The organism is Roseateles sp. T103 (assembly GCF_057219915.1).
This window is the reverse complement of the sequence record NZ_JBXVVS010000007.1, coordinates 137,986-164,576: the sequence shown is the minus strand read 5'-3', so window position 1 is coordinate 164,576 and position 26,591 is coordinate 137,986. Positions and strand designations below refer to the sequence as shown.

Sequence of the window (26,591 nt, the reverse complement as noted above, 5' to 3'; positions counted from 1 at the left end):
CATTCTAGGAAGCTGGTGCATTTGCCTTCTAGGGGCCCGCGCTAGCCTTACCGGCCCCGCCCGACACCGCCGCCGCTGCGCTGCGCAGCATGTCAGTACATGCTGGCCAGCCAGTCCTGGTGTGCTTGGTCTTCCAGCCGCTGCAGCAAGGCCGGCACCGCCTCGCCCGGCACGGCACGGGCAAACAACCAGCCTTGCAGCTCGTCGCAGCCCTCGCGTTGCAGGAAGGCGCATTGCGCCTCTTCCTCCACGCCCTCGGCGACAACCGCCTTGCCCAGGGTCTTGCCCAAGGCGATCACTGCGCGCGTCAGCACCGCATCCTCTTCCGACAGGGTCACCCCTTGCACGAAGCTGCGGTCCACCTTGAGCCGGCTCACCGGCAGCTGGCGCAGCTGGCCCAGCGAGGAGTAGCCCATGCCGAAGTCGTCCAGCGCCAGCTTCACGCCCAGCGCGGCGATCTGCTGCAGCAGCGCTCGTGCCTGCTCGCCGTTGCTCATCGCCGCGCTTTCGGTGATCTCCAGCTCCAGCAGCTCGGGCGGCACCTGCCAGCGCCCCAGGCATTGCTGCAGCCGCTCGGCGAAATCGGCCTGGCGCAGCTGGTGCACCGAGATGTTGACCGCCACGCGCAGTGCCAGCCCCTGGGCCAGCCAGGCGGCGATCTGCTCGCAGGCACGGTCCAGCACCCAGTCGCCCAGCGGGCGGATCAGACCGCAGCCCTCGGCCACCGCGATGAAGCGCGCCGGCGCGATCTCGCCCAGTTCGGCGTCGTACCAGCGCAGCAGCGCTTCCACGCCGACGACGCGGCCGCTGCGCGCGCTGATCTGCGGCTGGTAATGCAGGCTCAGTGCGACGGCCTGATGCTGCAGAGCGCGCTTGAGCCGCGCCTGCAGGCGCACGCGCTCCTCGATCTGCTGCGCCATGTCCTCGTCGTAGCAGAGAAAGGTGCCGCGGCCGGCGTCCTTGGCACGGTACATGGCCATGTCGGCGCGGCGCAGCAGCAGGTCGCCGTTGGCGCCGTCGCTGGGCGCGAAGACCACGCCAATGCTCGCGCCCGGCGAGATCTCATGATGGCCCAGGCGCCAGGGCTGGCCGATCGCGGCGAGCAGCTTCTCCACCACGGCACGCGTGGCCAGTGCGTCGCCCTGCTCGCGCAGCAGCACGGCGAATTCATCGCCGCCCAGGCGCGCCAGCACGTCGCCAGCGCGCAGCGCCGCGCGCATGCGCTGCGCCATCTCGCGCAGCAGCTGGTCGCCGACCTGATGGCCGTGGCCATCGTTGACCGACTTGAAGTCGTCCAGGTCGATCAACAGCAGCGCCAGCGGCTGGCCACCGCGCAGCGTCTGCGTGACCGCCTGCGCGAGCAGCTCGGTGAACATCGAGCGGCTGTACAGGCCGGTGAGCTCGTCGTGCATCGCCAGGTACTCGTTGCGCGCGTGCAGGGCCTTGATCTCGCTGATGTCGCGCACCACGGCCAGCGCCATGCGCTCGCCGCCGAGACGGAACACGCCCAGCGAGATGTCCACCGGTACCGGCATGCCGTCGCGGTGCTGCAGCGCCAGGTTGGGCACACGGCCCATGGGTCGCAGCTGCGGTGCGCCGAAGAAGCGGGCCAGGTGCTGCTCGTGGCGCACGCGCACATCGGGCGGTAGCAGCGCGGCGAGCGGCTGGCCGACGATCGCAGCGCCGTCGTGGCCGCTCAGGCTCTGGATGGCGCTGTTGGCGCAGACCACCTGGCCCTGCTCGTCCACCACCAGCACACCGTCCGGCACCAGGTCCACCCAGCGGACCAATTGCTCCCACGAATCCGGCGCCCCCGGAAGAACCTCAACCATTGCGGAATACGCCCACGGCCTTGCCCAGCCAGTCCACCTGGCCGCGCATGCTCTGCGCGGCGGCGACCGACTGCTCGGCCATGGCGGCGTTCTGCTGCGTCATCCGGTCCAGCGATTCCACCTGCTCATGCACCTGTTCGATGCCGCGCGCCTGCTCGGCGGTGGCATCGCTGATCTCGCCGATCAGGCGCGTGACCTGCTGCACCTGCCCGACCAGACCTTCCATGGCCTGGCGCGAGCCCTGCACCAGCTCGACGCCGGCGCGCACACGCGCGCCGCTGTCACCGATCAGCGCCTTGATCTCGCGCGCCGCCTCCTGGCTGCGCTGCGCCAGGCGCCGCACCTCGGCGGCGACGACGGCGAAGCCGCGGCCCTGCTCGCCGGCACGCGCCGCCTCCACCGCCGCGTTGAGCGCCAGCAGATTGGTCTGGAAAGCGATGCCATCGATCACGCCGATGATCTCGCCCACCTGGCTGCTGGAGCGACTGATCTGCTCCATGTTCTGCGCCACCTCGCCGACCAGGCCGCTGGCATCGCCGACCGCGCGGTCCATCGCTGCGGCGGAGCTGGCGGCCTCGGTGGCGGCCTGCGCGTTCTGGCCCACGCTGGCGGTCAGCTCGGTCAGCGCGGCGGCGGCCTCGGCCAGGCTCTGCGAGGTCTGGCCGGTGCGCTCGCCCAGCTCCTGATTGGCCACCTCGACCTGCCCGGCGGCGGACTGCAGGCCGGCAATCTGCTGGTTGACGTCGGCCACCAGCGCGCGCACGTTCAGGCCCGCCTGGTTGATGGAGCGCAGCATGCAGCCGATCGCATCGACACGGTCCAGCCGCACATTGGCGTCGAAATGCCCGGCTGCCACATCGGCCGCCTGGCGCGCCACCAGCTCCAGCGGCGCGGCCAGCTGGCGCTGCAACCAGAAGTCCAGCAGGCCGATGGCCACCGCGCTGCCCAGCGCCAGCGGCCACAGCGCCGGCAGCGCCAGACCGGCAAAAGCGCCCAGGGCCACGGTGAGCGGCCACAGCGGCCACAGACCCAAGCGGATGCGCGCCGCCACCGACAGGGTCTTGAGCTTGTCGCGCCAGGCCTGCAGGCCGCGGCGCAGCACCAGGCCGCGGTGGAAGGAAAGACCATGGGCCAGGCCTTCGCGGAAGCGCCGGTACAGCGCCTCGGCCTCCTGCACCTCCTCGCGCGTGGGCTGGGTGCGCACCGAGATGTAGCCACGCACCTTGCCGTGGCGCACCATGGGCGAGACATTGGCGCGCACCCAGTAGTGGTCGCCGTCGAGGCGGCGGTTCTTCACCAGGCCGGTCCAGGCCTGCCCCTGGCGCAGCGTGGCCCACATGTCGGCGAAGGCCTGCTTGGGCATGTCGGGATGGCGCACCAGCTTGTGCGCCTGCCCCATCAGGGCGTCGGGCGTGTAGCCGCTGACCTCGACGAAGGCGGAGTTGGCATATTCGATGTGGCTGTGCACATCGGTGGTCGACATCAGCGTTGCTTCAGGGGGGTAGTTGAACTCGCGCTGGGTCACTACCGACGGTTCGCCACTCATCGTGTCAATCTCCCTCGAATCCGGAATCTGCCCGCTGGTCTGCCGCTGCCAGAAAAGGTTTGCGGCCTCCATCGGCGTCAAGCTTCGGGGCAGGTGGCGCGAGGGAACAAGTGCATCTGACGGAAATCAAACAGGCCTGTGAGCCAGCTCACAGGCACGACGAAGGCGTCCCCGCGCTCAGTCGCGCTGCGCCGACAGATGCCTGAGCGCCTGCATGTCCAGATCCACGGTGTGGCGGTGGCGTCGGCGCACGAGGCCGCGCGCTTCGAAGGCCTTCCATTCGCGGTTGATGCTTTCGCGCGTCACGCACAGCAGCTCCGCGAGCATGGACTGGTTGGGCAGCTGGATCTGGCCAGGCGGCTGCATCTCCGCCAGCAGGCGCAGCGCCTGAGCCAGCCGCTGGCGCAGCCCCGCAATGCGGACCACCGCGCTCCAGTCCGCCAGGGTACGGATCACCTGCCGGGTATGTTGGTTCAGTACGGCTGCGCAGGTCGCCGACTGTCGCAGTTCTTGAAGCGGCGCCTTTGCGGCGAACTCGCAGACCGACACCGGCGTCAACGCCTCAACGGTGAATATCGAAGGCTGGGCAATGGCCGCGGACTGCCCGAGCAGATTGCCCGGACCGAAGACCGCAATCGCGCGCTCATCACCTTCACTGCCGGTCTGGCGCACGGCCAACAGACCAAACTTGACGAACTTCAGGCTACTCGCACTTTCGCCCTCGCGCTGCAGACGCGTGTTGACGCGATAGTTGCGCGTGACGGCAAGCTCGCTGTCGCGCGATGCACTGCAGCCGCTGAGCACATCGACCGGACACCGATCGGCCAGCACACAATGGCTGCAAGGCGGCGACGCCGGCTGCCGGCGCGCCGTCTCAGACCTTCCCTCGGATTCCATCAGTCCCTCTGCACGAGCCCCAACAGGCCAAGTCGCGTCATCGCGCTCGGCTCTGCTCTTTGCCTCCGCCAACCCTGATCCAAAAAACGGCCGATTCTGGGCCAGATCCCGACCACCAGCTGTGATCCACATCACAACGCCGAGATCATGCGCCGGGCCTGTCAGGGCCCGAGGCGTGCGGGGCCGGCACAAGCCCTTGGCCCCGGCCTTTCATTGCTGCCGGCGGACTCGGCAGAGGGAGATCACCCGGCCTTCAGGGCCGCTGCTGCGGATCGTGCTTCTGGCGCCGGATGGCGCGGCTGTTGTGGTCCTGCTGGTGTTCCATGCGGGCAGCTTCCCTGCGCGTCACCACGCCATCGGCCTCGGCACGCTGCTCCATGCGCGCCGTCATGGCTTGCTGGCGCTGCAGACGGCGCTGCTCGCGCGGGGTCAGCTCGCCGCTGGCGGCACCAGAGGCGATGCGCTCGGCCTGGCGGGCCTGGCGATTGTCGACACGCTGCTCCTGCGGCGTGGTGGCGGGGTCGGTCTGCGCCATGGCCTGGGCCGTCATCACCACATAGCCGGTCACCGCAACGACGAAAGTCAGCGCAACGGTCTTGATCAGGGTCTTGTTCATGCGGGCTCCTTGGAGGGCTGCGGCGCAGTCGCGTGCAGCCGTTCAGTCGATGGGACAGTGGGCGGGACCGGCGCGCCGGGCGACGCCGCGCGACGGTCTGGCCCTTGAACCCGGCGGCGGGGTCGGGCTTATGCGCCGCCGAGCGGCACGGTCGGATTTGCCGCCGCCGCGTAAGACGCCGGCGGCTCGCCGGTTCAAGCCGCAACACCACCCCGCGCTTGCGCCCTCTGCCCACCATGCATGCCGCCGCCCTTGCCGCCCATCGTTTTGGCTACGCCGAGACCAGCCTGCGCGCCCTGCAGCCCGATCCGCAGGGCTGGGTGCTGGCGCAGTTCCCGCTCAGCGGACCCGCAAGCAACGCCTTCGATGCCCGCGGCCTGGCCGACAGCGCCGAAGCGGTGCGCGTCACCCGCCAAGTGCTGAATGCAGCGCTGCGCCCCCTGGACAGCGAAGAGAAGCAGCGCCGCGAAGCACGCCAAGCGCTGCGCCAGCTGAACCAGCAGGGGCTGCAGCGCCGCTGGCAGCACATCGTCAGCACCGAGGCGCCGGTGGCGGAGCGCTGGCTGCAGTTCTGGGCCAACCACTTCTGCGTGGCGGCCACCAAGGGCAGCGTGCTGGGCCTAGTCTGGCCGCATGAGAACGAGGCGATCCGCCCGCATGCCCAGGGCCGCTTCGTCGATCTGCTCAAGGCCTCGACGCTGCACCCGGCGATGCTGCTCTATCTGGACAACGCGCAGTCCATCGGCCCCGACTCGCGCGCCGGCCGGCGACGCCAGCGGGGCCTCAACGAGAACCTGGCGCGCGAGCTGCTGGAGCTGCACACCCTCGGCGTCAATGGCGGCTACACGCAGGCCGACGTCACCGAGACCGCGCGGCTGCTGACCGGCTGGACCGTGCGTTTCGGCGGCGACGGCAAGGCCGGCTTCCAGGCCCCGCTGCATCAGCCAGGGCCGAAGACCATCCTCGGCAAGCGCTATGCGGAAGGCCCGCAGGCGCTGGACGAGCTGCTCGAGGATCTGAGCCGCCATCCCGCCACCGCGCGCCACATCGCCACCAAGCTGGCACGGCACTTCGTCACCGACGATCCACCTCAGGCACTGGTGGACGCGGTGGCGACGCGCTTTCGCGCCAGCGATGGCGATCTGCGCGCCACGGCGCGCGCGCTGTTTGAGCATCCGCTGGCCTGGAGTCCCGACCATGCACCCAAGTTCAAGCGTCCGGAAGAGCTGCTGCTGTCGGCGCACCGCATGCTGAAGCTGCCCTTCGGCGAAGCCCAGCTGCAGGCCGGCGCCCAGGCGGTGCAGGCGATGGGGCAAAGCCTGGGCCGCGCGCCGTCGCCGCAGGGCTGGCCCGATCGCAGCGAGGACTGGCTGTCGCCGGACGCGCTGTTCAAGCGCGTGCAGTGGGCCGAGCGCTTCGCCGCCAGCCATGCGGACAAGGCCGATGCGCGCCTGCTGGCCCGGCTGGCCCTGGGCGAGGACCTGAGCGAATCGACCCAGCAACAGATCGAGCGCGCCGAGAGCGGCGCTCAAGCGCTGGCCCTGTGGCTGGCCAGTCCCGAATTCCAGCGGAGGTGAGCACGATGCACCCGTTCGACAAGCTGCCGCGACGCGCGGCCCTGCAATGGCTGGCGGCCGGCCTGGGCGCCGCCGCCCTGCCCGCCCGTCTGGCGCTGGCCGCCAGCAGCAGCCAGGCCGAGGCACCGCGCCTGGTGGTGGTGATGCTGCGCGGCGCGCTCGATGGTCTGGCCGCCGTGCCGGCGCCGGGCGACCCGGCCTGGGCCGCACTGCGCGGCCAGGAAGCGCCGCCGGCCGGTGGCGCCGCCGCGCGGCCGCTGGACGGCACGATGTTCGCGATGCACCCGGCGCTGGAGTCGCTGCACCGCTGGTGGGGCGAGCGCCAGCTGCTGGTGCTGCACGCCATTGCCAGCCCCTATCGCGAGCGTTCGCACTTCGACGCCCAGCAGCTGCTGGAGAGCGGCGGCGAGCGGCCGTTCGCGCTGTCGACCGGCTGGCTGGGCCGGGCGCTGGAAGCCGTCGGCCAGCCGGCGGTGGTGCTGAGCCCGGCGATGCCGGTGGCGCTGCGCGGCTCGGACAAGGCCAGTACCTGGACACCCAACCGGCGCGGTGTCGGCGACGAGGACACGCTGGCGCGCATCGCCCGGCTCTATGGCAATGACAGGCAGCTGGCCGAGGTGTGGGCCAAGGCCCTGGCGCAGCAGGGCATGGCGCGCGAGGCGGGCATGCCCGAGATGGCCGGCGCCGGCAATGCCAACGGCTTCGCCGCACTGGCGCGGCAGGCCGGCAGCTTCCTGTCCGCCGAACGCGGCCCGCGCGTGGCCTGGCTGGAAACCGGCGGCTGGGACACGCATTCGCAACAGGCCAACCGCCTGCAGCGCCAGCTGGCCGGCCTGGACGAAGGTCTGGCCGCGCTGCGCGAATCGCTGGGCGCGCATTGGGCGCGCAGCACGGTGCTGGTGATGACGGAGTTCGGCCGCACTGCGGTGCTCAACGGCAGCGGCGGCACCGACCATGGCAGCGGCGGCGTGGCCCTGTTGGCCGGCGGTGCAGTGGCCGGCGGCCGCGTGCTGGCCGACTGGCCGGGGCTGGCGCCAGCGCAGCTGCTGGACGGCCGCGATCTGCGCCCGACGCTGGACATCCGCAGCGTGATCGGCGCGGTGCTGCAGCGCCAGTTCAGCCTGTCGAACGCGCAGCTGCAGGCCGGCGTGCTGCCCGGTGCGCCCGCGGCCGAGCGGCTCGCGCTTTGGCGCGCCTGAGCCCAGGCTGGCATCATGAATCAACGAAGTGCTGACATGACCATGTGCAAACGCCCTGTCGCCCATCACCCGCTTGCCCATCGCCCCCTGCGTGCCGCGCTGCTGCTGGGTCTGGCCGGCCTGATGGCATTCGGCGCATCGGCCAACCCCATCGAGGTGCCCGACCCCAAGGCCTGGGCCGCGCTGACGCCTGAGCAGCAGGAGCAGCGCCGGGCCGAGCTGCGCCGGCAGATGCAGCAGGCCACGCCGGAGCAGCGGCAGGCCTTCCGCCAGCAGCTGCGCCAGCGCCTGGAGACGCTGAGCCCCGAGGAACGCAAGGCGCTGGCTGCGCAGACCCGCGAGCGCTGGGAGGCGATGACGCCCGAGCAGCGGCAGCGCCGCATCGAGGAGCGCCGGGCGCAGGTCAAGGCCATGACACCCGAGCAGCGCCGCGAGCTGGTGCTAGAGCGTCGCGCCATGCTCGACAAGCTCAGTCCCGAGGAACGCCGCGCGCTGCGCGAGAAGCTGCCGCAGGACTGAACGCGATGTTCGATCCCGCCACCGAGACCGCCGCGCTCGATGCCACCCTGCCGGTGACCGCCAAGGCCACGGCGCGCGGCCGGCTGAAGCGCTGGCTGGGTCGGCTCGCACCGCCCGGCGACGACTGGCGCCTGTGGCAGCGCTCCTGCGCCGGCGACGCCGAGGCCGCCACCGCGCTGGTCCGGCAGCTCACGCCCCAGGCCCTGGGCCTGGCCCTGCAGCTGCTGCGCCAGCGCGCCGATGCCGAGGACGTGGTGCAGGAGTCCTTCCTGCGCCTGTGGAGCAGCCGCCCCAGCGACAGCCATGGCGCCACGCTGGCGACCTACTTCAACACCATCGTCATCAACCGCTGCAAGACGCTGCTGACGCAGCGCCGCGAGCTGACCGTCGAGCCCGAAGCGCTGACCGAGCTGGCCGATGCGCAGCAGCCCGACCCGCGCGGCGAGACCGGAGACGGCCCGCCTGCCGAGCGCCTGCGCGACGCCCTGCAAACCCTGCCGGCGCGCCAGCGCATGGCGCTGGCGATGTGGGCCTATGCCGACGCCTCGGTCCCCGAGATCGCCGCCGCACTGGAGATCGACAGCAATGCCGCACACCAGCTGCTGCACCGGGCCAAGCAGGCCATGAAGCTGCGCCTGGCCGTGGGAGAGAAACCATGAACCGCAACACCGAGCCGACCCCTATCGACGACGCCGAGCTGCTGCAGGCGCTGCGCCGCGCGCAGCCTGCCGCTGGCGGCACCGACGAGCTGCAGCAGCGCGTGCTGGCGCAGTGGCAGCAGCGCCATGCACGCCAGTCCGTCGATCAGCCGACGCTGCTGAGCCATGGCCCGGCGCTGCTGCTGGGCCTGACGCGCCGCCAACGCCTCGCGCGCGGCCTGCTGCTGCTCGCGCTAGGCCTGGCCGCGACCGCCTGGTGGCTGCGGCCGGACCCGACGCTCAACGAGCTGCTGCAGCCGGACGTGCTGTCGCAGATGGCGCTGGGCGAGTTCTGATCGGCGGCGGGCACACCGCCGGACGCCGCAGGCTTGCTGCCGTCCATCCGCTGCAGCTGCCATTCATGACACCGCGGCTGGACGCGCACTCGGCTGCATAGAGAATCCGCCCGTCTTCTGAAAGGACGGATGGATGCCCATGAAGCCAGTCTCCACCTTGCATGCCCGTGCCGGCCGGTGGCCGCGACGGAGCAGGCCCGCAGCGCCCGCCATCGCGGCGGCCCTGCTGCTGACCACGACGATAGCCCTTGCCGACCCGGTGCGCGCGGCCGCGCCCACCGCGCCGGCGGAGCCGACCCGGCCTTGCCGCATCGAGGGCTGGCCCAACGAGCTGCGCTGCGGCCAGGTCGAGCGGCCGCTGAACCCGGCCGAGCCGCAGGGCCGCAAGATCAGCGTGCACTACCTGCTGGTGCCGGCCAAGTCGCGCAGCAAGCTGCCGGACCCGGTGCTGTTCTTTGCCGGCGGCCCCGGGCAGAGCGCGGTACGCATCGCGCCGAAGATGATCACGGCCCTATCCAGCCTGAACAACCGGCGGGACCTGATCTTCATCGACCAGCGCGGCACCGGCCAGTCTGCGCCGCTGCAATGCCCGGATTCGCGCGCTCTGCCGATGGCCGAGGTGCTCAGCAGCGACGGCATGCAGCGCTTTCTGCAACGCTGCCTGGCGGAGCTGCAGCAGCTGCCGCATGGCGATCTGCGCTTCTACACGACCACGGTGGCGATGCAGGACTTCGATGCGGTGCGCCAGCAGCTCGGCATCGAGCGCTGGAATCTGATCGGCGCCTCGTACGGCACGCGGGCCGCGCTCGAGTACCAGCGCCAGTTTCCGCAGGCGGTGCGGCGCACCCTGCTTGACGGTCTGGCGCCACCGGACCAGGCGCTGCCGGCATCGATGGCGGTGGACTCACAGGCTGCACTGGAGCAGGTTTTCAAGGACTGCGAGCAGGACGCGCTGTGCCGGCAGACCTATCCGCGGCTGCGCGAGCGCTGGGAGGCGCTGCTGGGCAGTCTGCCGCGCGAGGTGGTGCTGCCCCATCCGCTGAGCGGCATCGGCGAGCGGGTACGGCTGGAGCGCGACGCGCTGCTGCGCGCGGTGCGCATGCCCCTGTACGTGCCGGCACTGACCGCCGCTGTCCCTGCGGCCATAGACGCGGCCACGCGAGGACGCTTCGATGGCCTGGCCGGTCTGGCTTCTGGCCTGGGTCTGGCGGGCCGCGACCGCATGTTCGAGGGCATGAACTTCTCCGTGGTCTGCGCCGAGGATCTGCCGCGCATGGGCGACGACAGCGCCGAGTCGGGCGAGGCGGGCCTGTATCGGCGCATCTGCGCGAGCTGGCCGCGCGGCCAGGTGCCGCCCGAGTTCTATCGCATCCCCGCTGCGCAGACCCCGGTGCTGCTGCTCAGCGGCGGCGCCGACCCGGTCACGCCGCCGCGCCACGGCGAGCGCGTCGCCGCTGCGCTGGGGGCCAAGGCCCTGCATCTGGTCGCACCCAGTGCCGGCCATGGGGTGATGCGCACCGCCTGCCTGCGCATGCCGCTGCTGCGCTTCTTCAACGCGCAGAGCGACGCCGAGGCCCTGGACATCAAGGCCGACTGTCTGCAGCAGCTGCCGCGCGCGCTGCCCTTCTACCCGCCGGGCACGCCAAGGCCCGCCCAGACCGCCGCTTCGGAGGTGGCACGATGATCGAGATCGACAAGCTTTCCAAGCGCTTCACCAGCAAGGGCCAGGCAGAGCGCATGTCGCTGTGGCGACGCCAGCCAGCCAAGCAGGTGCAGGCGGTGCAGGCGCTGAGCCTGCGCGCACCGGACGGGCAGATCACCGGCCTGCTGGGCCCCAATGGCGCGGGCAAGACGACCACGCTGCGCATGCTGGCTGGCATGTTCGCGCCGGACGAAGGCAGCATCCGGGTGGACGGCATCGACGTGCTGTCCCGGCCGCGCGAGGCCCTGGCGCGCATGGGAATCCTGGCCGATGCGCACGGCCTGTACCCGCGACTGACGGCACGCGAGAACGTCGTCTACTTCGGACGCCTGCAGGGCATGAGCGAGGCGCAGGCGCAGGCACGCGCCGAAACGCTGGCCGAGCTGCTGGACATGCGTGGCATCCTGGACCGCCGCGCCGAAGGCTTCAGCCAGGGCGAGCGCATGAAGACCTCGCTGGCGCGCGCGCTGGTGCATGACCCCAGCCATGTGATCCTGGACGAGCCGACCAACGGCCTGGACGTGCTGGCCACGCGCAGCCTGCGCGAGGTGCTGCGCCATCTGAAGAGCCCGGCCGGCGGCGGCAAATGCATCCTCTTCTCCAGCCACATCATGCAGGAGGTGGAGCAGCTCTGCGACCACGTGCTGGTTGTCGCGCACGGCCGCGTGGTGGCCGAGGGCAGCGTGGACGAGTTGCTCGCGCAGACCGGCCAGCAGCGCTTCGAGGACGCCTTCGTGCAGCTCGCGTTCGTCGAGCCGCCGCCACATCAGCAACAACGCAGCGCCATGGAGGCCCGGGCATGAGCCAGACCAAGTCATTCGCCCATTACCTGGGCCTGGTGTTCCGCAAGGAACTGATAGACGCGCTGCGCGATCGCCGCACGCTGCTGCGCACGCTGCTGCCCATGCTATTCCTGGGCCCGCTGATGATCTTCGGCCTCTCGGCCTTCATCGGCTCGCTGGAGGAGCGGGCCGAGCGACGCGAGATCCTCGTCGAGGGCATTGCTGCCGCACCCAGCCTGCAGAACTACCTGCAGCGCCAGGGCTACACGATCAAGGCGCCTCCGGCCGACTACGAGCAGCGTCTGCGCAAGACCCTGCTGCTCGAGGCGGTGGTGCGCGTGCCGGCAGCGTTCGAGGTGCAGCTGCAGAGCGGCGAGCGGCCGGTGCTGCAGATCGTCAGCGACAGCAGCAACCAGCGCGCCGAGATCAGCGCCCGGCAGGCGAGCCGCGTGCTCAGCGGCTTCGGCCAGGAGCGCGCCTCGCTGAACCTGATGCTGCGTGGCATCGCGCCGGATCTGCTGAACCCGGTGGAGATCGACGAGGTCAACCTCGCCGGCCAGCAGGCCCGCGGCGCGCAGCTGACCGCGATGATCCCGATGCTGATCATCATGGCCGTGCTGATGGGCGCGCTGACCGCCGCGCTGGACAGCACGGCGGGCGAGCGCGAGCGCGGCTCGCTGGAGCCGCTGCTGATGAACCCGGTGCCCGGCTTTGCGCTGGTGGCCGGCAAATGGGCGGCGGTGGCACTGCTGGGTGTGGCGGTGGCGCTGGTGGCGATCTTCAGCTTCGTGCCCTCGCAGCTGCTGATCCGCAACGACCAGCTGCAGGCCCTGTTCCAGTTCGGCATCGGCGAGGCCTGGCGCAGCTGGCTGCTGCTGCTGCCGCTGAGCGCCAGCTGCGCCGCGATGCTGATGGCCCTGGCTATCCGCACCAAGAGCTTCAAGGAAGCCCAGGCCAGCGCCGGCCTGCTGGTCAGCCTGTTCGGCCTGACACCGCTGATCGCGCTGCTCAACCCCGGCGGCGAGCAGGGCTGGTACCTCTGGGTGCCCGGCCTCGCCCAGACCACGCTGATGAACATGGTCATCAAGGGCGATCCGCTGCTGTGGAGCAAGGTGGCCCCTTCGCTGGCGGTCAGCCTGCTGCTGACGCTGGCATCACTGGCCCTGGTGGCGCGCTCGATGAAGCAGGCCGTGGCGCGCTGAGTGGCGAAGACGGCGGCACCGAGTCCGCAGGGACTGAGCCCGGACGGAGGCAGTCCTGAGGACTGTCCCTGCCTGGCAAAGGCCGGGACCGTCCCGGTCCCGGCTCGGCTCGGTCCAGCCTCAGCCTCGCCGCTGGCAGGCGACGCGTCCTTCGGCAGGCGTCACCGAGTCCGCTGGGACTGAGCCCGGACAGAGACAGTCCTGAGGACTGTCTCTGCCTGGCGAAGGACGGGACCGGCCCGGTCCCGGCTCGGCTCGGTCCAGCCTCAGTGCCGCTGTGCCAGCGCGCGCTGCACCTCGCCCTGCCAGGGCAGGGCGTGCACGATCTCGTTGAGACGGCGCACCAGTTCCAGCGGCGCGAGCACGCCGCCTTCGGTATCGACCAACTGCAGATTGGTGATCATTGCCATCGGGTCGGCGATCGCCACCACGCCATAGGGCAGGGACACCCAGTCCCAGGCCACGCCAGCGGCACCCGACTCGAATTCGCCACACCAAAGGGTTTGCCCTGAGGCGGGCCGTTCATGATCGCCGGCGACCAGCACCTTCGTGCTCATGTGCGCAAAATGCAGTCGCGGAATACCATCCGCCTTGCACAAAACTCGCGGCCATGCGTAGACAATCCAGGCAGGAGTCATCTTTTGAGATGAAGTTGAGGGAATTGGACCTGTAGCGGTCGCTTGACAGGAGTTTCGGCACAGACACGGCGTGTCGCTAGCTGTAAACCTTGTCAGGGATACTCGCAGGCCGAGGAGAAATCCACACCAGCGCCGATTTCATGGCGCACAGGTGACGGGTTAGTCGATACCAAGCTGTCAGACAAGCACATAACCGGATACGGTCGACGACGATGCTGCAAGGTGGCTACCAATCCGTGCTCGAAGCCCGCAGCCGCGAGGAGTTTCGCGGGGAGGTGGTCAAGTTCGCTCAAGAGCTGGGCTTTGACACGGTCTCAGCCACAGCAGTACAGGACGAAACACCGGGGCGCTCGCATTTCGAAGGTGTCGACAACATTCCGCAAAGCTTCGTCGACAAATTCGAAGACACCAGCATCTGGCATGTCGATCCTGTAGCACAACACTGCAAGCGCAGCAGCGTTCCCATCGTGTGGGACCAATCCACCTACCAGAGTCGGGGATTGGCGAACCAGTGGGAGGAGCAGGCCAGCTTTGGTCTATGCACCGGTATCGCTGTTGCGCTTCATATGCCAGAGGGTAGGCACTTCGTCATTGGCGTCGACCGCAAGGAGTCTCTGCCAAGTGACCGTTCAGTCTTGACCCGTGTGGTCGCTGACCTTCAGTTGTTCGCCGTGCATGCCCAAGAGGCAGCGTGGCGACTTCTCTTGCCGCACCACTTTGACTCCCAATCGCAACCGAAGACGAACCTCACCCCGCGCGAACTTGAGTGCCTGCGCTGGACAATGGATGGAAAGACTGCGTGGGAGGTTGGCACCATCCTAGGCATCACCGAGCGGACCGCGGTACTCCACATCAATAACGCCATGCACAAGCTGGATTGCACTAGCAAGCACCAAGCAGTGCTTAAAGCATTGCGCCTGGGCCTAATTCGCTGAACCGCGCTGGCGGCTTGCCGTTACTCCCTGTAAGAGTTGACAGTTACTTGGGCAGGGGTCCGACTGCTCCAATTTGATCAACGTAACTCGTACGTTGCATCAAACAGGAGCAAGCAATGGAAACCACCAACCAGAAGTTCGCTGTCACCAACCACGACTCGCACGAAGTCTTTGATGCGGATGAGCTGCAGGTGCTTCCACTTGAACAACTGGAGCACGTTGCGGGCGGCGATCTCGGTTCGACAGAAATGCCCACAAAGGGCTGGTGACAACCTGCCGCGCGCCTACCAATAGATGCTATTCCGATCCGAGGCGCGTTACCGATTTGACCAAGCACGCCTCGGCACCATCCAACTCCACCGCCCGCTGTCGCTGCACGTCCTGACGATCGCGGCGGTGGCGGCGGTGGCGGCGGTCGGAGTGTTTCTGTGCACGGCCGAATACACGCGCAAAGCGCGGGTGAGCGGCTATCTGGTGCCGGATCGCGGCGTGCTGCGCATCACACCGCCGCAGGCCGCGACGGTGGTGGCGCGACAGGTCAGCGAAGGTCAGCGCGTCAAGGCTGGCGACGTGCTGTTCGTGCTGGCGCTGGACGCCGGCAACGATCAGCTGGGCGACGGTATCGCGCGCAGCCTGGCCGAGCGGCAGCGCTCGCTGAGCGACGCGGCCGGCCAGCAGCAGCAGCTGGTGCGCAGCCAGGCGCAGGCGCTGGACTCGCGCATCGCCGCGCTGCAGCGCGAGCTGGAGCAGCTGGATGCCGAAGCGCGGCTGCATGCCGAGCGCACGGCGCTGGCGCAACAGTCGCTGTCAAGGCTCGAGGCCCTGGGTCGAGACCAGTTCGTCTCGAACGCGCAGGTGCAGCTCAAACGGGAGGAGCTTCTAGGCTTGCAGGCACAGCATCAGTCGCTCGCGCGTCAGCGCGAGGGGCTGCACAGGGAGGTGCTGGCACTGCAAGCCCAGCGGCGTGAGCTGCCCCTGCGCGGCGAGGTGCAACTGGGCGAGATCGCCAGGGATCTGGCGGGGCTGCAAGCCCAGGGCCTCGAGGCCGAGGCGCGGCGCCGCCTGGTGTTGCGCTCGCCCAGCGACGGCATCGTCAGCACGGTGCTGGCAGAGCCGGGCCAGCCGGTGACGGCCGGCATGGCTCTGGCCAATGTGCTGCCCGCCGATACGCAGATGCAGGCCCATCTGTATGCGCCGTCCAGCGCGGTGGGCTTTCTGCGCGCCGAGCAGGCGGTGCAGCTGCGTTACCAGGCTTTCCCGTACCAGAGGTTCGGGCAGCAGCAGGGCCGCGTGCTGCGCATCGCGCGCACGCCGCTGACCGCGACCGAGCTGGCTACACTGGCCCTGCCGGGCACGCTGACGCAGGGCCCGGCCAGCGAGCCGCTCTACCGCATCACCGTCACGCTGGACAGGCAGAGCGTCGCGGCCTACGGGGAGCAGCATGCGCTGACCGCCGGCATGCAGCTCGACGCCGATGTGCTGCTGGAGCGCCGCAAGCTGATCGAATGGATCTTCGAGCCATTGCTGAGCCTGGCCCACCGTGTCTGAACAGCCGCCCTCCTCGCCCCGGCACGCTTCTCCTGCTGGCGCACCTGCTGCCTCCTCTTCACCGTCAGCGTCGGCGTCGCTGCTGGCGCGCCTGGACCTGGGTCTGGGCCGTCGGCGCAAGGCACCGCTGGTGCTGCAGAGCGAAGCTGCCGAATGCGGGCTGGCCTGCCTGGCCATGCTTGCGGGCCATCATGGCCAGCACTGGACGCTGGCCGAGCTGAGGGAGCGCTTCGCCGTCTCGCTCAAGGGCGTGCGCATGTCCGGCATCGTGCGCATGGCCGAACAGCTGGGCCTGGTCAGCCGCGCGCTGCGCGCCGAACCTCAGCATCTGGCGCGGCTGGAGCTGCCCTGCATCCTGCACTGGGATTTCAACCACTTCGTCGTGCTCACGCGCGTGCGCGGCGACGAGGTGACGCTGCACGACCCGGCCCGTGGCGAGCGCCGCATGTCGCTGGCCGAGCTGTCCAAGCATTTCACCGGCGTGGCGCTGGAGCTGCGCCCGGGCGCCGATTTCACGGCCAAGGCCGCCGCGCCACGGGTGAGCTGGCGCCAGTTGCTGGGCCAGATCACCGGGCTGAAGCGTTCGATGGCGCAGATCCTCGCGCTGGCGCTGGCGCTGGAGCTGCTCGCCCTGCTCGCACCCTTCCTGCTTCAGTGGGTGGTCGACGGCGTGATCGTCAGCGCCGACCGCGACCTGCTGGTGACGCTGGGCATAGGCTTCGGCTTGCTGGTGCTGATCTCGGCCGGCATCGGCGCGCTGCGCTCGTGGGCGGTGCTGTATCTGTCAGCTTCGCTGAACCTGCAGTGGCTGGGCAATGTATTCGCGCACCTGATGCGCCTGCCGCTGGCCTGGTTCGAGAAGCGCCACATGGGCGACATCTGGTCGCGCTTTGCCAGCGTGCAGGAAATCCAGAAGACGCTGACCGGCCCCTTCATCGAGGCGATGCTGGACGGCGTGATGGTGCTGATCACGCTGGCGATGATGCTGGTCTACAGCCCGCGACTCACCGCGGTGGCGGCACTGGCGGTGGGCGGCTACGCGCTCTTGCGCTGGGCGATGTTCCGGCCGCTGCGCGAAGCCACCGAGGAGACCTTGATCCACGAGGCGCGGCAGAACAGCCATTTCCTCGAATCGCTGCGCGGCGCGCAGGCGATCAAGCTGTTCAGCGCTCAGGCGGACCGCGGCTCGCGCTTTGCCAATCTGGTGGTCGAGCAGATGAACGCCAGCCTGGTCGGCCGCAAGCTCGAGCTGTGGATGGGCGTGGGCAACAAGCTTCTGTTCGGGCTGGAGCGCGTGGCCATCGTCTGGCTGGGCGCGCTGCTGGTGCTGGACCGCGAGCTCTCGGTGGGCATGCTGTTCGCCTTCCTTGCCTACAAGGAGCAGTTCAGCCTGCGCCTGAGCGCGCTGATCGACAAGGGCGTGCAGCTGAAGATGCTGCGCGTGCAGGGCGAGCGTCTGGCCGACATCGTGCTGACCGCGCCGGAAGACCCGGGGCAGACCGGCGTCCAGGCCCTGCCGCTGCGGCCCACGTTGACGCTGGCCGACGTGCATTTCCGCTATGCCGAGGGCGAGGCGCCGGTACTGGCCGGCTGCAGCATCAGCATCGAGCCTGGCGAGTCGGTCGCCATCGTCGGCCCCTCGGGCAGCGGCAAGACCACCTTGCTCAAGCTCTTGCTTGGGATCCACCAGCCGCAGTCGGGCGAGATCCGCATTGGCGGCCAGCCTTTGGCACAGCTGGGCCTGCAGACCTGGCGAGCCTGCGTCGGCACGGTCATGCAGGACGACCAGCTCTTTGCCGGCAGCATCGCCGACAACATCAGCTTCTTCGATGCCGAGGCCGACGTCGCGTGGATCGAAGAGTGCGCCAAGCTGGCCTGCGTGCACGAGGACATCGTCGCCATGCCCATGGGCTACCAGACCCTGATCGGCGATATGGGCTCCAGCCTGTCAGGTGGCCAGCGCCAGCGGGTGCTGCTGGCGCGTGCGCTGTACAAGCGGCCGCAGTTCCTCTTCCTGGACGAAGCGACCAGTGCGCTGGACGTGGACCGCGAGCGCCAGGTGAATGCCTCGCTACGCCAGCTGCCGCTCACCAGGATAGTGATCGCTCACCGGCCTGAGACCATCGCTGCCGCTCAGCGGGTCATCACGCTGCAGCAGGGCCGGGTGGCGCAGGACCTGCGCAGCGTCGGCACCTCGCCCAGCCAGGCAGGCTGAGCCCCGCCGGCTATGGCGGCAATGGCCAGATTCAAATGGCCGCGAGCCTCGTAGAAGATTAGTATTTGGCTATCGAGAATCTGTACCGATAGCAAGGAGCCCTCATGGCCAAGACCGCCAGCTTCGGAGTGATGCACCTCGTCACCGCGTTCGGCGTGAGCTATGTGCTGACCGGCGATGTCGCCATCGCCGGCGCGATCACCTTCGTCGAGCCGGCCGTGAACACGGTGATGCACTACTTCCATGACAAGCACTGGCACCGCATCGCCGGCATGTTCAAGAGCGAGCCGCCAGCGGATCGCCTGAATGGCGGGGCGGCCGAACCTGCCCCTGCCGGGAGCTGAACGGGCCGCGCATCGCCGTCACCGCTTCAGGGCGCCGTCTGCTCTTCCATCCAGCCCAGCCAGCGCATCGCCTGCTCACGGCTCTCACCGCACATCAACTCGCTGGGCTGCAGCGAGCTGCAGACGGCTGGCCGCTCGGGCCGGCCGAAGATCTTGCAGCGATCCTGTTCGTCCAGCTGGATGCAACGCACGCCGGCCGGCTTGCTGACGCCATTGACGACGGGCATGCCGGGAATGGGCGAGCTGATCGAAGGCGCGATGCAGCAAGCGGCGCAGTGCGGGCGGCAGGCCATCGTCGACGTCTTGCTCATGATGCCCCGATTGTCGGCCAGCCCTGGCGCGAGCGCCGTGACTTGTCCACAGCCCCCCGCTAAAATCGGCCCCTCCCCCAATGCTTGTCCGCCCAGCGCCGCGATGATCTGCGCGCCCGGCCGGCTCCCGCCATGCTTTATCCGAAAGAGTTCGACGTCATCGTGGTCGGTGGTGGCCATGCCGGCACCGAGGCCGCCCTGGCCGCGGCACGCATGGGTGTGCAGACGCTGCTGCTGACCCACAACATCGAGACCCTGGGGCAGATGAGCTGCAACCCCTCGATCGGCGGCATCGGCAAGGGCCATCTGGTCAAGGAGGTCGATGCATTGGGTGGCGCGATGGCGGCAGCCACCGACGAGGGTGGCATCCAGTTCCGCATCCTCAACAGCTCCAAGGGCCCGGCCGTGCGCGCCACTCGCGCCCAAGCGGACCGCATCCTCTACAAGGCGGCGATCCGCCGCCGGCTGGAAAATCAGCCGAACCTGATGCTGTTCCAGCAGGCGGTCGACGACCTGATGGTGGAGGGCGACCGGGTCGTCGGCGCGGTCACGCAAAGCGGCATCCAGTTCCGCGCCCGTGCCGTCGTGCTGACCGCCGGCACCTTCCTCGATGGCCGCGTGCACATCGGCCTGCAGAACTTCAGCGCCGGCCGCGCCGGCGATCCGCCGGCGATCAGCCTGTCGGCCCGGCTCAAGGAGCTGAAGCTGCCACAAGGCCGGCTCAAGACCGGCACACCGCCGCGCATCGATGGCCGCACGATCGACTTCAGCCGCTGCATCGAGCAACCCGGCGACCTGGATCCGGTGCCGGTATTCAGCTTCATGGGCGACGCCTCGCAGCACCCGCAGCAGCTGCCCTGCTGGATCACGCACACCAACGAGCGCACGCACGAGATCATCCGTTCCGGCTTCGACCGCAGCCCGATGTTCACCGGCGTGATCGAAGGCGTGGGGCCGCGCTACTGCCCGTCGATCGAGGACAAGGTCAACCGCTTTGCCGACAAGGACAGCCACCAGATCTTCCTCGAGCCCGAAGGCCTGACGACGCACGAGTTCTACCCGAACGGCATCTCCACCTCCCTGCCCTTCGACATCCAGCTCGCCGCGGTGCGCTCGATGCCCGGGCTGGAGAATGCCCATATCCTGCGGCCCGGTTACGCGATCGAGTATGACTACTTCGACCCGCGCGAGCTGAAGAGCAGCTTCGAGACCAAGGCCATCGCCGGCCTGTTCTTCGCCGGCCAGATCAACGGCACAACCGGCTATGAGGAGGCCGCAGCACAAGGCCTGTTCGCCGGCATGAATGCGGCGCTACAGGTGAAGGATCAAGGCCCCTGGCTGCCAGGCCGCGACCAAGCCTATCTGGGCGTTCTGGTCGACGACCTGATCACCAAGGGCGTCACCGAGCCCTACCGCATGTTCACCAGCCGCGCCGAATTCCGCCTGCAGCTGCGCGAAGACAACGCCGACATGCGCCTGACTGAAGTCGGTCGACAGCTCGGTCTGGTCGATGACGCCCGCTGGGATGCCTTCAACCGCAAGCGCGATGCAGTTTCACGTGAAACAGAGAAGCTCAAGTCGACCTGGGTGCATCCCGGCATCCTGCCCGCGGCCGATGCCGAGCGCCTGGTCGGCAAGGCTCTGGAACGCGAGTACAACCTGCAGGATTTGCTGCGGCGGCCGGGCGTCGGCTTCGACACCGTCGCCGAAATCACCCGGATCGCCCGGCCGGACACTGCTGTTTCACGTGAAACGCTGGCGGCCGAACTGGGCCAGACCCTCGCCGATGCGGTGATCGAGCAGCTCGAGACCAGCGTCAAATACGCCGGCTACATCAACAAGCAGGTCGAGGACGTGGCGCGCGCCGCCCACTTCGAGCATCTGAAGCTGCCCGCCGAACTGGACTACAGCCAGGTCAGCGCGCTGTCCTTCGAGGTGCGGCAGAAGCTGGCCAAGCACCGCCCCGAGACCTTGGGCCAGGCCTCACGCCTCTCCGGCGTGACGCCGGCGGCAATCTCTTTGCTGCTGGTGCATCTGAAGAAGGGGCGCTTCAAGGGCTTCGAGGGCGACCCCCCGTCCGCCCCGATCAACAATGAAGCCGCGAGCGACGCCGCGGCATGAGCAGCACCACCCGCATGCCTGACCACGCCGGCAGCCTCCGCACCGAACTCGCCGCCGCCGCCGGACAACTCGGCCTGGCCCTCAGCGACGCACAGCTGGAGAAGTTGCTCGCCTACCTGGGTCTGATCCAGAAGTGGAACAAGGTCTACAACCTCACCGCGGTGCGCGAGCCGCGAGCCATGCTCACCCAGCACCTGGTGGACAGCCTCAGTCTGCTGCCGGCACTGCTTCGGCACGCCGGCAACGCACCGCTGCGGCTGATGGATGTAGGCAGCGGCGGCGGACTGCCGGGCGTGGTGGTGGCGATCTGCGCGCCGCAGATCGACGTCACCTGCGTGGACGCGGTGGCCAAGAAGGCCAGCTTCATCAAGCAGGTGGCCGCCGAACTCGGCCTGAAGAACCTGCATGGTGAACACAGCCGGGTCGAGGAACTGGCCACGCCGCCCTTCGACCTCATCACTTCGCGCGCCTTCGCGTCGCTGCTGGATTTCACCTCCCTAACCCGCCAGCACCTGAAGGCAGCCGGCATCTGGTTGGCAATGAAGGGCCAGCATCCCGCCGATGAACTCGCCGCCCTGCCCCCGGATCTCGACGTGTTTCACGTGGAACAGCTGCAAGTGCCCGGCCTGGACGCCCAACGCTGTCTCGTCTGGATCAAACCGCGCCATTGAGGCGCTGATCTTCTATCTTCCCGGGTACGATTGCCCGCCTAACACTCAAACCCTCGCAGCGAAGAAAACACCGCGCGGAGTCCGAGGATCCGGCTTTGCCAGGCCTGCGGACTCGCCCCCTCGAGGGGGCTTTGCTCGGACACAAGTAGTCCTAAGAACTGCTTGTGCCTAGCGATGGCCAAGGCCTCTGTGCCTTGGCGCGCGAAGCGCGTAGGGGGTGGACCTATCCATATGGCCAAGATCTTCTGCGTTGCCAATCAAAAGGGCGGGGTCGGCAAGACCACCACCACGGTCAACCTCGCCGCCGGCCTGGCCCTGGTCGGCCAGCGTGTGCTGGTGATCGACCTCGACCCGCAGGGCAACGCGACCATGGGTTCGGGCATCGACAAGCGCCAGCTGCCGCTGAGCGTCTACGACGTGCTGCTTGAATCGGCCTCCATCGCCGAGGCGCGCCAGCGCAGCGAGAAAGGCGGCTACGACGTGCTCGGTGCCAACCGCGAACTGGCCGGCGCCGAGGTCGAACTGGTCGAGCTGGAGCGCAGGGAAAAGCGCCTGAAGACAGCCATCAAGGAAGCCGAAGCCGACTACGACTTCGTGCTGATCGACTGCCCGCCTTCGCTGTCGATGCTGACGCTCAACGGCCTGTGCTCGGCTCACGGCGTGGTCGTCCCGATGCAGTGCGAGTACTTCGCGCTGGAGGGCCTGTCGGACCTGGTCAACACGATCAAGCAGGTGCATGCCAACCTGAACCCGGACCTGCAGATCATCGGCCTGCTGCGGGTGATGTTCGATCCGCGCATCACGCTGCAACAGCAGGTCAGCGACCAGCTCAAGGCGCACTTCGGCGAGAAGGTGTTCGATACCGTCATCCCGCGCAATGTCCGCCTGGCCGAAGCACCGAGCTACGGCCTGCCTGGCGTCGTGTTCGACCCGGCGTCCAAGGGCGCGCAGGCCTTTGTCGAGTTCGCGCGCGAGATGGTCAAGCGCGTGAAGGCGATGTAGCCGGCTGCTCGCCGTCTCCCCTCCCCCTGACATGGCCCAGGCGCCCGATGCAGACGAAGCGCTCGCGCGCCGCGCCGAGGAGGCCGGCCTCAACGCCAGCGCACCGCCCCAGCAGGCGCAGATCGATGGCTGGCTGATCCGCCTCTCCCCCGGCAAGGCCAAGCGCTCGCGCTGCATCAATGCGCTGGCCACCGGCACGCTGCCGCTGCCGGACCTGCTGGCCCAGTGCCGCCGCGCCTTCGACGCCGCCGACCTGCCGCTGATCCTGCGCATCACACCCTTCAGCCAGCCGGCCGACCTCGACGACCAGCTGGCCGCAATGGGCTGGACGGCCTTCGACGCCGCCGATGTGATGGTCCGTGCGTCGCTGGAGGATCTGCCCGCAGCTGCTGCATTGCCGGCGGACTTGCGCTTCGAGGCACGGCCCGCTGCCGACTATGCCGAGACCGTCGGCCGGCTGCGGGGCTCGACCCGACGCGAGATCGATGCCCACATCGAGCGCCTTGGCGCCTCGCCGGTACCCTACCAGGGCTTCGTGCTGATGCGTGGACCGACGCTGCTGGCCTGCGGGCAGTTCGCCCAGGAAGGCGACATCGCCGGCCTCTTCGACATCTTCACGCCGCCCGAGCAGCGCGGCCACGGCCATGCCGCCCGGCTCTGCACCGAACTGCTGCGTGCCGCCGCTGCCCAGGGCGTGCAGCAGGCCTATCTGCAGGTCGGCACCGATAACGCCGTCGCTCAGCGCCTCTACAAGCGCCTGGGCTTTGCTTTTGCCTACCGCTACCACTACCGCAGCGACGACCCGCGCGCCTGGGCCTGAGCCGGTCGCGCTGGCTTCGGTGAAGGCTCAGCGAGGCTGCCAGACCTTCAGCAAGGTATGGCGCGTCAACCCCGGCACATAGTCGTGCACATGGGCCACGCAGACATAGCCCATGTGTTCGGCAATGTCGGCCGCCTCATCGTTCAAGGTCTCGATCAGCGCATCGACGCAGCCGCGCTTCAGCGCCAGCGCCTCGATGCGCCGCAGGCACTCTGCCCCCAGTCCCTGGCCGCGATGCGCGGGCGCCACCCACCAGGCGGCGACATAGAGACGCTGGAACTCGGTACGGCCCCAGACGCCGGCGATCAGCTCATCGTCGTCGTACAGCGCGCAGGCAATGTCCTGCGCGTCGCTGCCCTGGGTCAGCTGCCGCGCCTGCAGCGCGACGCCCTGACGGATGGTCTCCCGCGCTGCCGGCGGCACCTGCTCATCGAGCAGCCATTGCCGCGTCGGCGCGACCATCAGAGGCCGAGTGCCTCGTCGACGCCCAGGTGCACATTCATGCTCTGCACCGCCGCACCGCTGGCGCCCTTGCCCAGGTTGTCCAGGCGCGCCATCACAAGGATCTGTGTATCGCTGCCAAAGACGAACAGGTCCACGCGGTTCGTGTCGTTGCAGGCCTGCACGTCGAAGAAGCCTTCTTCCAGCGTGGCGGCATCGCGCAGCGGCATCACGCGGATGAAGCGCTCGCCGGCGTAGTGCGCCTCCAGCGCCTGTTGCACGTCCTCGCCGCGGGCGCCGGCGCGCAGCTGATGCAGGTGCAGCGGCACGCTCACCGCCAGGCCCTTGTAGAAGTTGCCGACGATGGGCATGAACACCGGCGCAGTCCGCAGTCCGGTGTGCGCCATCATCTCGGGCAGATGCTTGTGCTTGAGGCCCAGCGCATAGGGGCGCGGCGACTCCAGCTTGGCGTCGCCGCCAGCCTGGTACTGCGCGATCATGCTCTTGCCGCCGCCCGAGTAGCCGGTGATCGAGGTCGCGCTGATCAGCGCGTCGGGGCCCAGCAGCCCGGCATCCACCAGCGGACGCACCGCCAGGATGAAGGCGCTGGCATGGCAGCCGGGGTTGGCGATGCGCTTGGCCTTGCGGATCGCGTCGCGCTGGCCCTTGCACAGCTCGGGCAGGCCGAAGGTCCAGCCCGGCACGGTGCGGTGCGCGGTGCTGGCGTCGATCAGGCAGGTGTTGGGGTTGCTGACCATCGCAGCCGCCTCGCGCGATGCCGCATCGGGCAGGCACAGGAAGGCCACGTCGGCCGCGTTGAGCAGGCGTGCGCGCTCGGCCGGGTCCTTGCGCTTGTCGGCGTCGATGCGCAGCACCTCGATGTCGCGACGCGCAGCCAGATACTCGTGAATGCGCAGGCCCGTCGTGCCCTCTTGTCCATCCACAAACACTGCGTACGTCATGACCTCTTCTCCAGCACAATCGACCGCCCGCCGACAGGCGAGCAAGCAAGGAAGCGAAGCATAAGGCATGACAAGCACCGCGTCCCCCGACACACCCATGGCGCAGCCCCGCGTGCTGCTGCTGCCGGGCTGGCTGAACTCCGACCCCGAGCACTGGCAGAGCCGCTGGGAGCGGCTGTTCGGCTACCAGCGTGTCGAACAGGCGGAATGGGTCTGGCCGCGCCGCGGCGACTGGATGGCCCGGCTGGACGAGGTGCTGCTCGCAGCCGAACGCCCGGCCCTGCTCGTCGCCCATTCGCTGGGTTGCCAGCTGGTGGCCAGCTGGGCCGAGCACTCGCAGCACACCGCGCGGGTCAGGGGCGCCTTGCTGGTCGCGCCGCCCGATACCGAGGCCGACAGCGCGCCGCCGCAGCTGCACAACTGGAAGCCGATACGCCGCAGCCGCCTGCCTTTTCCCGCAATCGCCGTGGTCAGCAGTGACGACCCGCACTGCGCCACCGAGCGCGCCGTCGCGATGGTGGCCGACTGGGGTGCCCAGCTGGTGATGGCCGGGCCGCGCGGTCACCTGAACACTGCATCCAATCTGGGCGACTGGCCCGAGGGTCAGGCCCTGCTGGCTCAACTCATCGGCTAAGAGACAATCGCGGCCATGGTCACCAAGAAACCCAAGGGCCTGGGCATGGGCCTCGAAGCCCTGCTCGGCCCCAAAGTCGCCGAAACGCCCACCACCGCGCGCGAAGGCGAACTCCCCAGCACACTGCGCCTGGAACAGCTGCAGGCCGGCAAGTACCAGCCGCGCACGCGCATGGACGAGGGCTCGCTGTACGAGCTGGCCGAGAGCATCAAGGGCCAGGGCATCATGCAGCCCATCCTCGTGCGCCCGATCGGCGCCGAGCAGAGCAAGGACGGCACGGCCCGCTACGAGATCATTGCCGGCGAACGGCGCTTCCGTGCCGCCAAGCTGGCCGGTCTGCGCGAGGTGCCGGTGCTGGTCAAGCCGGTGCCCGACGAGGCCGCGGCCGCGATGGCGCTGATCGAGAACATCCAGCGCGAAGACCTCAATCCGCTCGAAGAGGCGCAGGGCCTGAAGCGCCTGACCGAGGAGTTCGGCCTCACGCATGAACAGGCCGCGCAGGCCGTCGGCCGCTCGCGCAGCGCCGCCAGCAATCTGCTGCGACTGCTGCATCTGGCCGAGCCGGTGCAGAACATGCTGATGGCCGGCGACATCGACATGGGCCATGCGCGTGCGCTCTTGCCCCTGGACGGTGCGCACCAGATCACCTGCGCCACCGAGATCGCCGCCAAGAAGCTCAGCGTGCGCGAAGCCGAGAAGCTGGTGCAGCGCCAGGGCGCCGGCCGCCAGGCGCCACTGCTGCGCGTGAAGAACGGCAAGAGCCGCGACGTGCTGCGTCTCGAGGAAGAGCTGTCGGACTTGTTGACTGCGGCGGTGGAGATCCGCGTGAAGAAGCGCACCAAGCGCGGCGAGCAGGGCGAACTGGCGATCCAGTTCGGCTCGCTCGATGAGCTGAACGGCCTGATCGAGAAGCTGCGCGGCCCGCAATAGCCGCTGATCCTCGCTCAAGCGGCAGCGTCCTGCCGATGAAGCACCGAAGGCCGTGAACGATTCACGGCCTTTTTTGTGCCCGCCTCGCAAGCTGGCACGCGCCATGCAAGATGCTTCGCAAGCGCATCGCGCCGCATCGCACGGGGTCAGGTC

The 26,591-nt window shown here is 68.9% G+C and carries 27 protein-coding genes; 19 read left to right on the top strand and 8 right to left on the bottom strand.

The annotated features are described in order from the left end of the window. Window positions 1-92: 92 nt before the first annotated feature. The 4 genes from AC2EBS_RS17735 to AC2EBS_RS17720 form a co-directional block, all read right to left on the bottom strand. Complete coding sequence (locus tag AC2EBS_RS17735) at window positions 93-1,832, bottom strand: putative bifunctional diguanylate cyclase/phosphodiesterase (protein WP_484729782.1); 1,740 nt, start codon at window positions 1,830-1,832, stop codon at window positions 93-95. After that, complete coding sequence (locus AC2EBS_RS17730) at window positions 1,825-3,378, bottom strand: methyl-accepting chemotaxis protein (protein ID WP_484729781.1); 1,554 nt, start codon at window positions 3,376-3,378, stop codon at window positions 1,825-1,827. The genes AC2EBS_RS17735 and AC2EBS_RS17730 overlap by 8 nt, the downstream gene beginning before the upstream one ends. 177 nt (window positions 3,379-3,555) lie before the next feature. Then, a complete protein-coding gene (locus AC2EBS_RS17725) occupies window positions 3,556-4,407 on the bottom strand; it encodes a Crp/Fnr family transcriptional regulator (protein ID WP_484729780.1) in 852 nt (283 codons plus the stop codon). Window positions 4,408-4,528: 121 nt separating this feature from the next. Beyond that, entirely contained in the window at window positions 4,529-4,891 is a 363-nt protein-coding gene (locus tag AC2EBS_RS17720; RefSeq protein ID WP_484729779.1) for a hypothetical protein, read from the bottom strand. A 236-nt stretch (window positions 4,892-5,127) separates the two neighbouring features. On the opposite strand from AC2EBS_RS17720, the gene AC2EBS_RS17715 reads away from it, so the two are divergent. The 8 genes from AC2EBS_RS17715 (at window position 5,128) to AC2EBS_RS17680 (ending at window position 12,866) form a co-directional block, all read left to right on the top strand. Continuing rightward, the gene (locus tag AC2EBS_RS17715; protein WP_484729778.1) at window positions 5,128-6,468 is read left to right on the top strand and encodes a DUF1800 domain-containing protein; all 1,341 of its coding nucleotides are present in this window, start codon (window positions 5,128-5,130) and stop codon (window positions 6,466-6,468) included. Between the two features lie 5 nt (window positions 6,469-6,473). After that, window positions 6,474-7,667, top strand: coding sequence for a DUF1501 domain-containing protein (locus AC2EBS_RS17710; RefSeq protein ID WP_484729777.1), 1,194 nt, complete (start codon window positions 6,474-6,476; stop codon window positions 7,665-7,667). Between the two features lie 36 nt (window positions 7,668-7,703). Then, window positions 7,704-8,186: a DUF3106 domain-containing protein gene (locus AC2EBS_RS17705; RefSeq protein ID WP_484729776.1), complete on the top strand. Its 483-nt coding sequence runs from the start codon at window positions 7,704-7,706 to the stop codon at window positions 8,184-8,186. 5 nt (window positions 8,187-8,191) lie between these two features. Next, on the top strand, window positions 8,192-8,845 hold the full coding sequence (locus AC2EBS_RS17700) for an RNA polymerase sigma factor (protein WP_484729775.1): 654 nt from the start codon (window positions 8,192-8,194) through the stop codon (window positions 8,843-8,845). After that, the gene (locus AC2EBS_RS17695; protein ID WP_484729774.1) at window positions 8,842-9,180 is read left to right on the top strand and encodes a hypothetical protein; all 339 of its coding nucleotides are present in this window, start codon (window positions 8,842-8,844) and stop codon (window positions 9,178-9,180) included. Before AC2EBS_RS17700 ends, AC2EBS_RS17695 begins: the two co-directional genes overlap by 4 nt. A 133-nt stretch (window positions 9,181-9,313) precedes the next feature. Beyond that, a complete protein-coding gene (locus AC2EBS_RS17690) occupies window positions 9,314-10,864 on the top strand; it encodes an alpha/beta fold hydrolase (RefSeq protein ID WP_484729773.1) in 1,551 nt (516 codons plus the stop codon). Further along, window positions 10,861-11,685, top strand: a complete 825-nt coding sequence (locus AC2EBS_RS17685; protein ID WP_484729772.1) for an ABC transporter ATP-binding protein — start codon at window positions 10,861-10,863, stop codon at window positions 11,683-11,685. The genes AC2EBS_RS17690 and AC2EBS_RS17685 overlap by 4 nt, the downstream gene beginning before the upstream one ends. After that, the gene (locus AC2EBS_RS17680; RefSeq protein WP_484729771.1) at window positions 11,682-12,866 is read left to right on the top strand and encodes an ABC transporter permease; all 1,185 of its coding nucleotides are present in this window, start codon (window positions 11,682-11,684) and stop codon (window positions 12,864-12,866) included. Before AC2EBS_RS17685 ends, AC2EBS_RS17680 begins: the two co-directional genes overlap by 4 nt. A 266-nt stretch (window positions 12,867-13,132) precedes the next feature. On the opposite strand, the gene AC2EBS_RS17675 is transcribed toward AC2EBS_RS17680, so the two are convergent. Beyond that, window positions 13,133-13,423, bottom strand: a complete 291-nt coding sequence (locus AC2EBS_RS17675) for a hypothetical protein (protein WP_484729770.1) — start codon at window positions 13,421-13,423, stop codon at window positions 13,133-13,135. A 293-nt stretch (window positions 13,424-13,716) separates the two neighbouring features. Here AC2EBS_RS17675 and AC2EBS_RS17670 point away from each other — a divergent pair, with 293 nt between their 5' ends. From AC2EBS_RS17670 to AC2EBS_RS17650, 5 genes are all read left to right on the top strand, one after another. Then, window positions 13,717-14,439, top strand: coding sequence for a helix-turn-helix transcriptional regulator (locus tag AC2EBS_RS17670; protein WP_484729769.1), 723 nt, complete (start codon window positions 13,717-13,719; stop codon window positions 14,437-14,439). A 116-nt stretch (window positions 14,440-14,555) separates the two neighbouring features. Then, the gene (locus tag AC2EBS_RS17665) at window positions 14,556-14,708 is read left to right on the top strand and encodes a hypothetical protein (protein ID WP_484729768.1); all 153 of its coding nucleotides are present in this window, start codon (window positions 14,556-14,558) and stop codon (window positions 14,706-14,708) included. 25 nt (window positions 14,709-14,733) lie between these two features. Beyond that, a complete protein-coding gene (locus AC2EBS_RS17660; protein WP_484729767.1) occupies window positions 14,734-15,987 on the top strand; it encodes an HlyD family secretion protein in 1,254 nt (417 codons plus the stop codon). After that, complete coding sequence (locus AC2EBS_RS17655; protein ID WP_484729766.1) at window positions 15,980-18,202, top strand: peptidase domain-containing ABC transporter; 2,223 nt, start codon at window positions 15,980-15,982, stop codon at window positions 18,200-18,202. Before AC2EBS_RS17660 ends, AC2EBS_RS17655 begins: the two co-directional genes overlap by 8 nt. A gap of 104 nt (window positions 18,203-18,306) precedes the next feature. Further along, complete coding sequence (locus tag AC2EBS_RS17650) at window positions 18,307-18,546, top strand: DUF2061 domain-containing protein (protein WP_484729765.1); 240 nt, start codon at window positions 18,307-18,309, stop codon at window positions 18,544-18,546. A gap of 26 nt (window positions 18,547-18,572) precedes the next feature. Here AC2EBS_RS17650 and AC2EBS_RS17645 read toward each other — a convergent pair whose 3' ends face one another. Next, complete coding sequence (locus AC2EBS_RS17645; RefSeq protein ID WP_484729804.1) at window positions 18,573-18,839, bottom strand: YkgJ family cysteine cluster protein; 267 nt, start codon at window positions 18,837-18,839, stop codon at window positions 18,573-18,575. Between the two features lie 150 nt (window positions 18,840-18,989). Between AC2EBS_RS17645 and mnmG the strand changes: the two genes are divergently transcribed. The 4 genes from mnmG (at window position 18,990) to AC2EBS_RS17625 (ending at window position 23,471) form a co-directional block, all read left to right on the top strand. Beyond that, window positions 18,990-20,978 carry a tRNA uridine-5-carboxymethylaminomethyl(34) synthesis enzyme MnmG gene (mnmG, locus tag AC2EBS_RS17640; RefSeq protein ID WP_484729764.1) on the top strand — a complete coding sequence of 663 codons (1,989 nt, stop codon included), beginning with the start codon at window positions 18,990-18,992 and terminating at the stop codon, window positions 20,976-20,978. A 14-nt stretch (window positions 20,979-20,992) separates the two neighbouring features. Further along, the gene (gene rsmG, locus AC2EBS_RS17635) at window positions 20,993-21,649 is read left to right on the top strand and encodes a 16S rRNA (guanine(527)-N(7))-methyltransferase RsmG (RefSeq protein ID WP_484729803.1); all 657 of its coding nucleotides are present in this window, start codon (window positions 20,993-20,995) and stop codon (window positions 21,647-21,649) included. Window positions 21,650-21,880: 231 nt separating this feature from the next. Next, complete coding sequence (locus AC2EBS_RS17630; protein WP_484729763.1) at window positions 21,881-22,651, top strand: ParA family protein; 771 nt, start codon at window positions 21,881-21,883, stop codon at window positions 22,649-22,651. A gap of 31 nt (window positions 22,652-22,682) precedes the next feature. Then, window positions 22,683-23,471 carry a GNAT family N-acetyltransferase gene (locus AC2EBS_RS17625; protein WP_484729762.1) on the top strand — a complete coding sequence of 263 codons (789 nt, stop codon included), beginning with the start codon at window positions 22,683-22,685 and terminating at the stop codon, window positions 23,469-23,471. Window positions 23,472-23,498: 27 nt separating this feature from the next. On the opposite strand, the gene AC2EBS_RS17620 is transcribed toward AC2EBS_RS17625, so the two are convergent. Continuing rightward, window positions 23,499-23,933 (bottom strand): GNAT family N-acetyltransferase, encoded by a 435-nt coding sequence (locus AC2EBS_RS17620; protein WP_484729761.1) that lies wholly within the window; start codon window positions 23,931-23,933, stop codon window positions 23,499-23,501. Next, window positions 23,933-24,874: an N-acetyl-gamma-glutamyl-phosphate reductase gene (gene argC / locus AC2EBS_RS17615; RefSeq protein ID WP_484729760.1), complete on the bottom strand. Its 942-nt coding sequence runs from the start codon at window positions 24,872-24,874 to the stop codon at window positions 23,933-23,935. The genes AC2EBS_RS17620 and argC overlap by 1 nt, the downstream gene beginning before the upstream one ends. Window positions 24,875-24,941: 67 nt before the next feature. On the opposite strand from argC, the gene AC2EBS_RS17610 reads away from it, so the two are divergent. Continuing rightward, the gene (locus AC2EBS_RS17610; RefSeq protein ID WP_484729759.1) at window positions 24,942-25,508 is read left to right on the top strand and encodes an RBBP9/YdeN family alpha/beta hydrolase; all 567 of its coding nucleotides are present in this window, start codon (window positions 24,942-24,944) and stop codon (window positions 25,506-25,508) included. Window positions 25,509-25,523: 15 nt separating this feature from the next. After that, window positions 25,524-26,438, top strand: a complete 915-nt coding sequence (locus tag AC2EBS_RS17605; RefSeq protein ID WP_484729758.1) for a ParB/RepB/Spo0J family partition protein — start codon at window positions 25,524-25,526, stop codon at window positions 26,436-26,438. Window positions 26,439-26,591 lie beyond the last annotated feature (153 nt).

Bases quoted from the DNA above. Each gene is read 5' to 3' on its own strand.
- AC2EBS_RS17735 (WP_484729782.1), bottom strand. From the start codon at position 1,832: ATGGTTGAGGTTCTTCCGGGGGCGCCGGATTCGTGGGAGCAATTGGTC.
- AC2EBS_RS17730 (WP_484729781.1), bottom strand. From the start codon at position 3,378: ATGAGTGGCGAACCGTCGGTAGTGACCCAGCGCGAGTTCAACTACCCC.
- AC2EBS_RS17725 (WP_484729780.1), bottom strand. From the start codon at position 4,407: ATGTGGATCACAGCTGGTGGTCGGGATCTGGCCCAGAATCGGCCGTTT.
- AC2EBS_RS17720 (WP_484729779.1), bottom strand. From the start codon at position 4,891: ATGAACAAGACCCTGATCAAGACCGTTGCGCTGACTTTCGTCGTTGCG.
- AC2EBS_RS17715 (WP_484729778.1), top strand. From the start codon at position 5,128: ATGCATGCCGCCGCCCTTGCCGCCCATCGTTTTGGCTACGCCGAGACC.
- AC2EBS_RS17710 (WP_484729777.1), top strand. From the start codon at position 6,474: ATGCACCCGTTCGACAAGCTGCCGCGACGCGCGGCCCTGCAATGGCTG.
- AC2EBS_RS17705 (WP_484729776.1), top strand. From the start codon at position 7,704: ATGACCATGTGCAAACGCCCTGTCGCCCATCACCCGCTTGCCCATCGC.
- AC2EBS_RS17700 (WP_484729775.1), top strand. From the start codon at position 8,192: ATGTTCGATCCCGCCACCGAGACCGCCGCGCTCGATGCCACCCTGCCG.
- AC2EBS_RS17695 (WP_484729774.1), top strand. From the start codon at position 8,842: ATGAACCGCAACACCGAGCCGACCCCTATCGACGACGCCGAGCTGCTG.
- AC2EBS_RS17690 (WP_484729773.1), top strand. From the start codon at position 9,314: ATGCCCATGAAGCCAGTCTCCACCTTGCATGCCCGTGCCGGCCGGTGG.
- AC2EBS_RS17685 (WP_484729772.1), top strand. From the start codon at position 10,861: ATGATCGAGATCGACAAGCTTTCCAAGCGCTTCACCAGCAAGGGCCAG.
- AC2EBS_RS17680 (WP_484729771.1), top strand. From the start codon at position 11,682: ATGAGCCAGACCAAGTCATTCGCCCATTACCTGGGCCTGGTGTTCCGC.
- AC2EBS_RS17675 (WP_484729770.1), bottom strand. From the start codon at position 13,423: ATGAGCACGAAGGTGCTGGTCGCCGGCGATCATGAACGGCCCGCCTCA.
- AC2EBS_RS17670 (WP_484729769.1), top strand. From the start codon at position 13,717: ATGCTGCAAGGTGGCTACCAATCCGTGCTCGAAGCCCGCAGCCGCGAG.
- AC2EBS_RS17665 (WP_484729768.1), top strand. From the start codon at position 14,556: ATGGAAACCACCAACCAGAAGTTCGCTGTCACCAACCACGACTCGCAC.
- AC2EBS_RS17660 (WP_484729767.1), top strand. From the start codon at position 14,734: ATGCTATTCCGATCCGAGGCGCGTTACCGATTTGACCAAGCACGCCTC.
- AC2EBS_RS17650 (WP_484729765.1), top strand. From the start codon at position 18,307: ATGGCCAAGACCGCCAGCTTCGGAGTGATGCACCTCGTCACCGCGTTC.
- AC2EBS_RS17645 (WP_484729804.1), bottom strand. From the start codon at position 18,839: ATGGCCTGCCGCCCGCACTGCGCCGCTTGCTGCATCGCGCCTTCGATC.
- mnmG (WP_484729764.1), top strand. From the start codon at position 18,990: ATGCTTTATCCGAAAGAGTTCGACGTCATCGTGGTCGGTGGTGGCCAT.
- rsmG (WP_484729803.1), top strand. From the start codon at position 20,993: ATGCCTGACCACGCCGGCAGCCTCCGCACCGAACTCGCCGCCGCCGCC.
- AC2EBS_RS17630 (WP_484729763.1), top strand. From the start codon at position 21,881: ATGGCCAAGATCTTCTGCGTTGCCAATCAAAAGGGCGGGGTCGGCAAG.
- AC2EBS_RS17625 (WP_484729762.1), top strand. From the start codon at position 22,683: ATGGCCCAGGCGCCCGATGCAGACGAAGCGCTCGCGCGCCGCGCCGAG.
- AC2EBS_RS17620 (WP_484729761.1), bottom strand. From the start codon at position 23,933: ATGGTCGCGCCGACGCGGCAATGGCTGCTCGATGAGCAGGTGCCGCCG.
- argC (WP_484729760.1), bottom strand. From the start codon at position 24,874: ATGACGTACGCAGTGTTTGTGGATGGACAAGAGGGCACGACGGGCCTG.
- AC2EBS_RS17610 (WP_484729759.1), top strand. From the start codon at position 24,942: ATGACAAGCACCGCGTCCCCCGACACACCCATGGCGCAGCCCCGCGTG.
- AC2EBS_RS17605 (WP_484729758.1), top strand. From the start codon at position 25,524: ATGGTCACCAAGAAACCCAAGGGCCTGGGCATGGGCCTCGAAGCCCTG.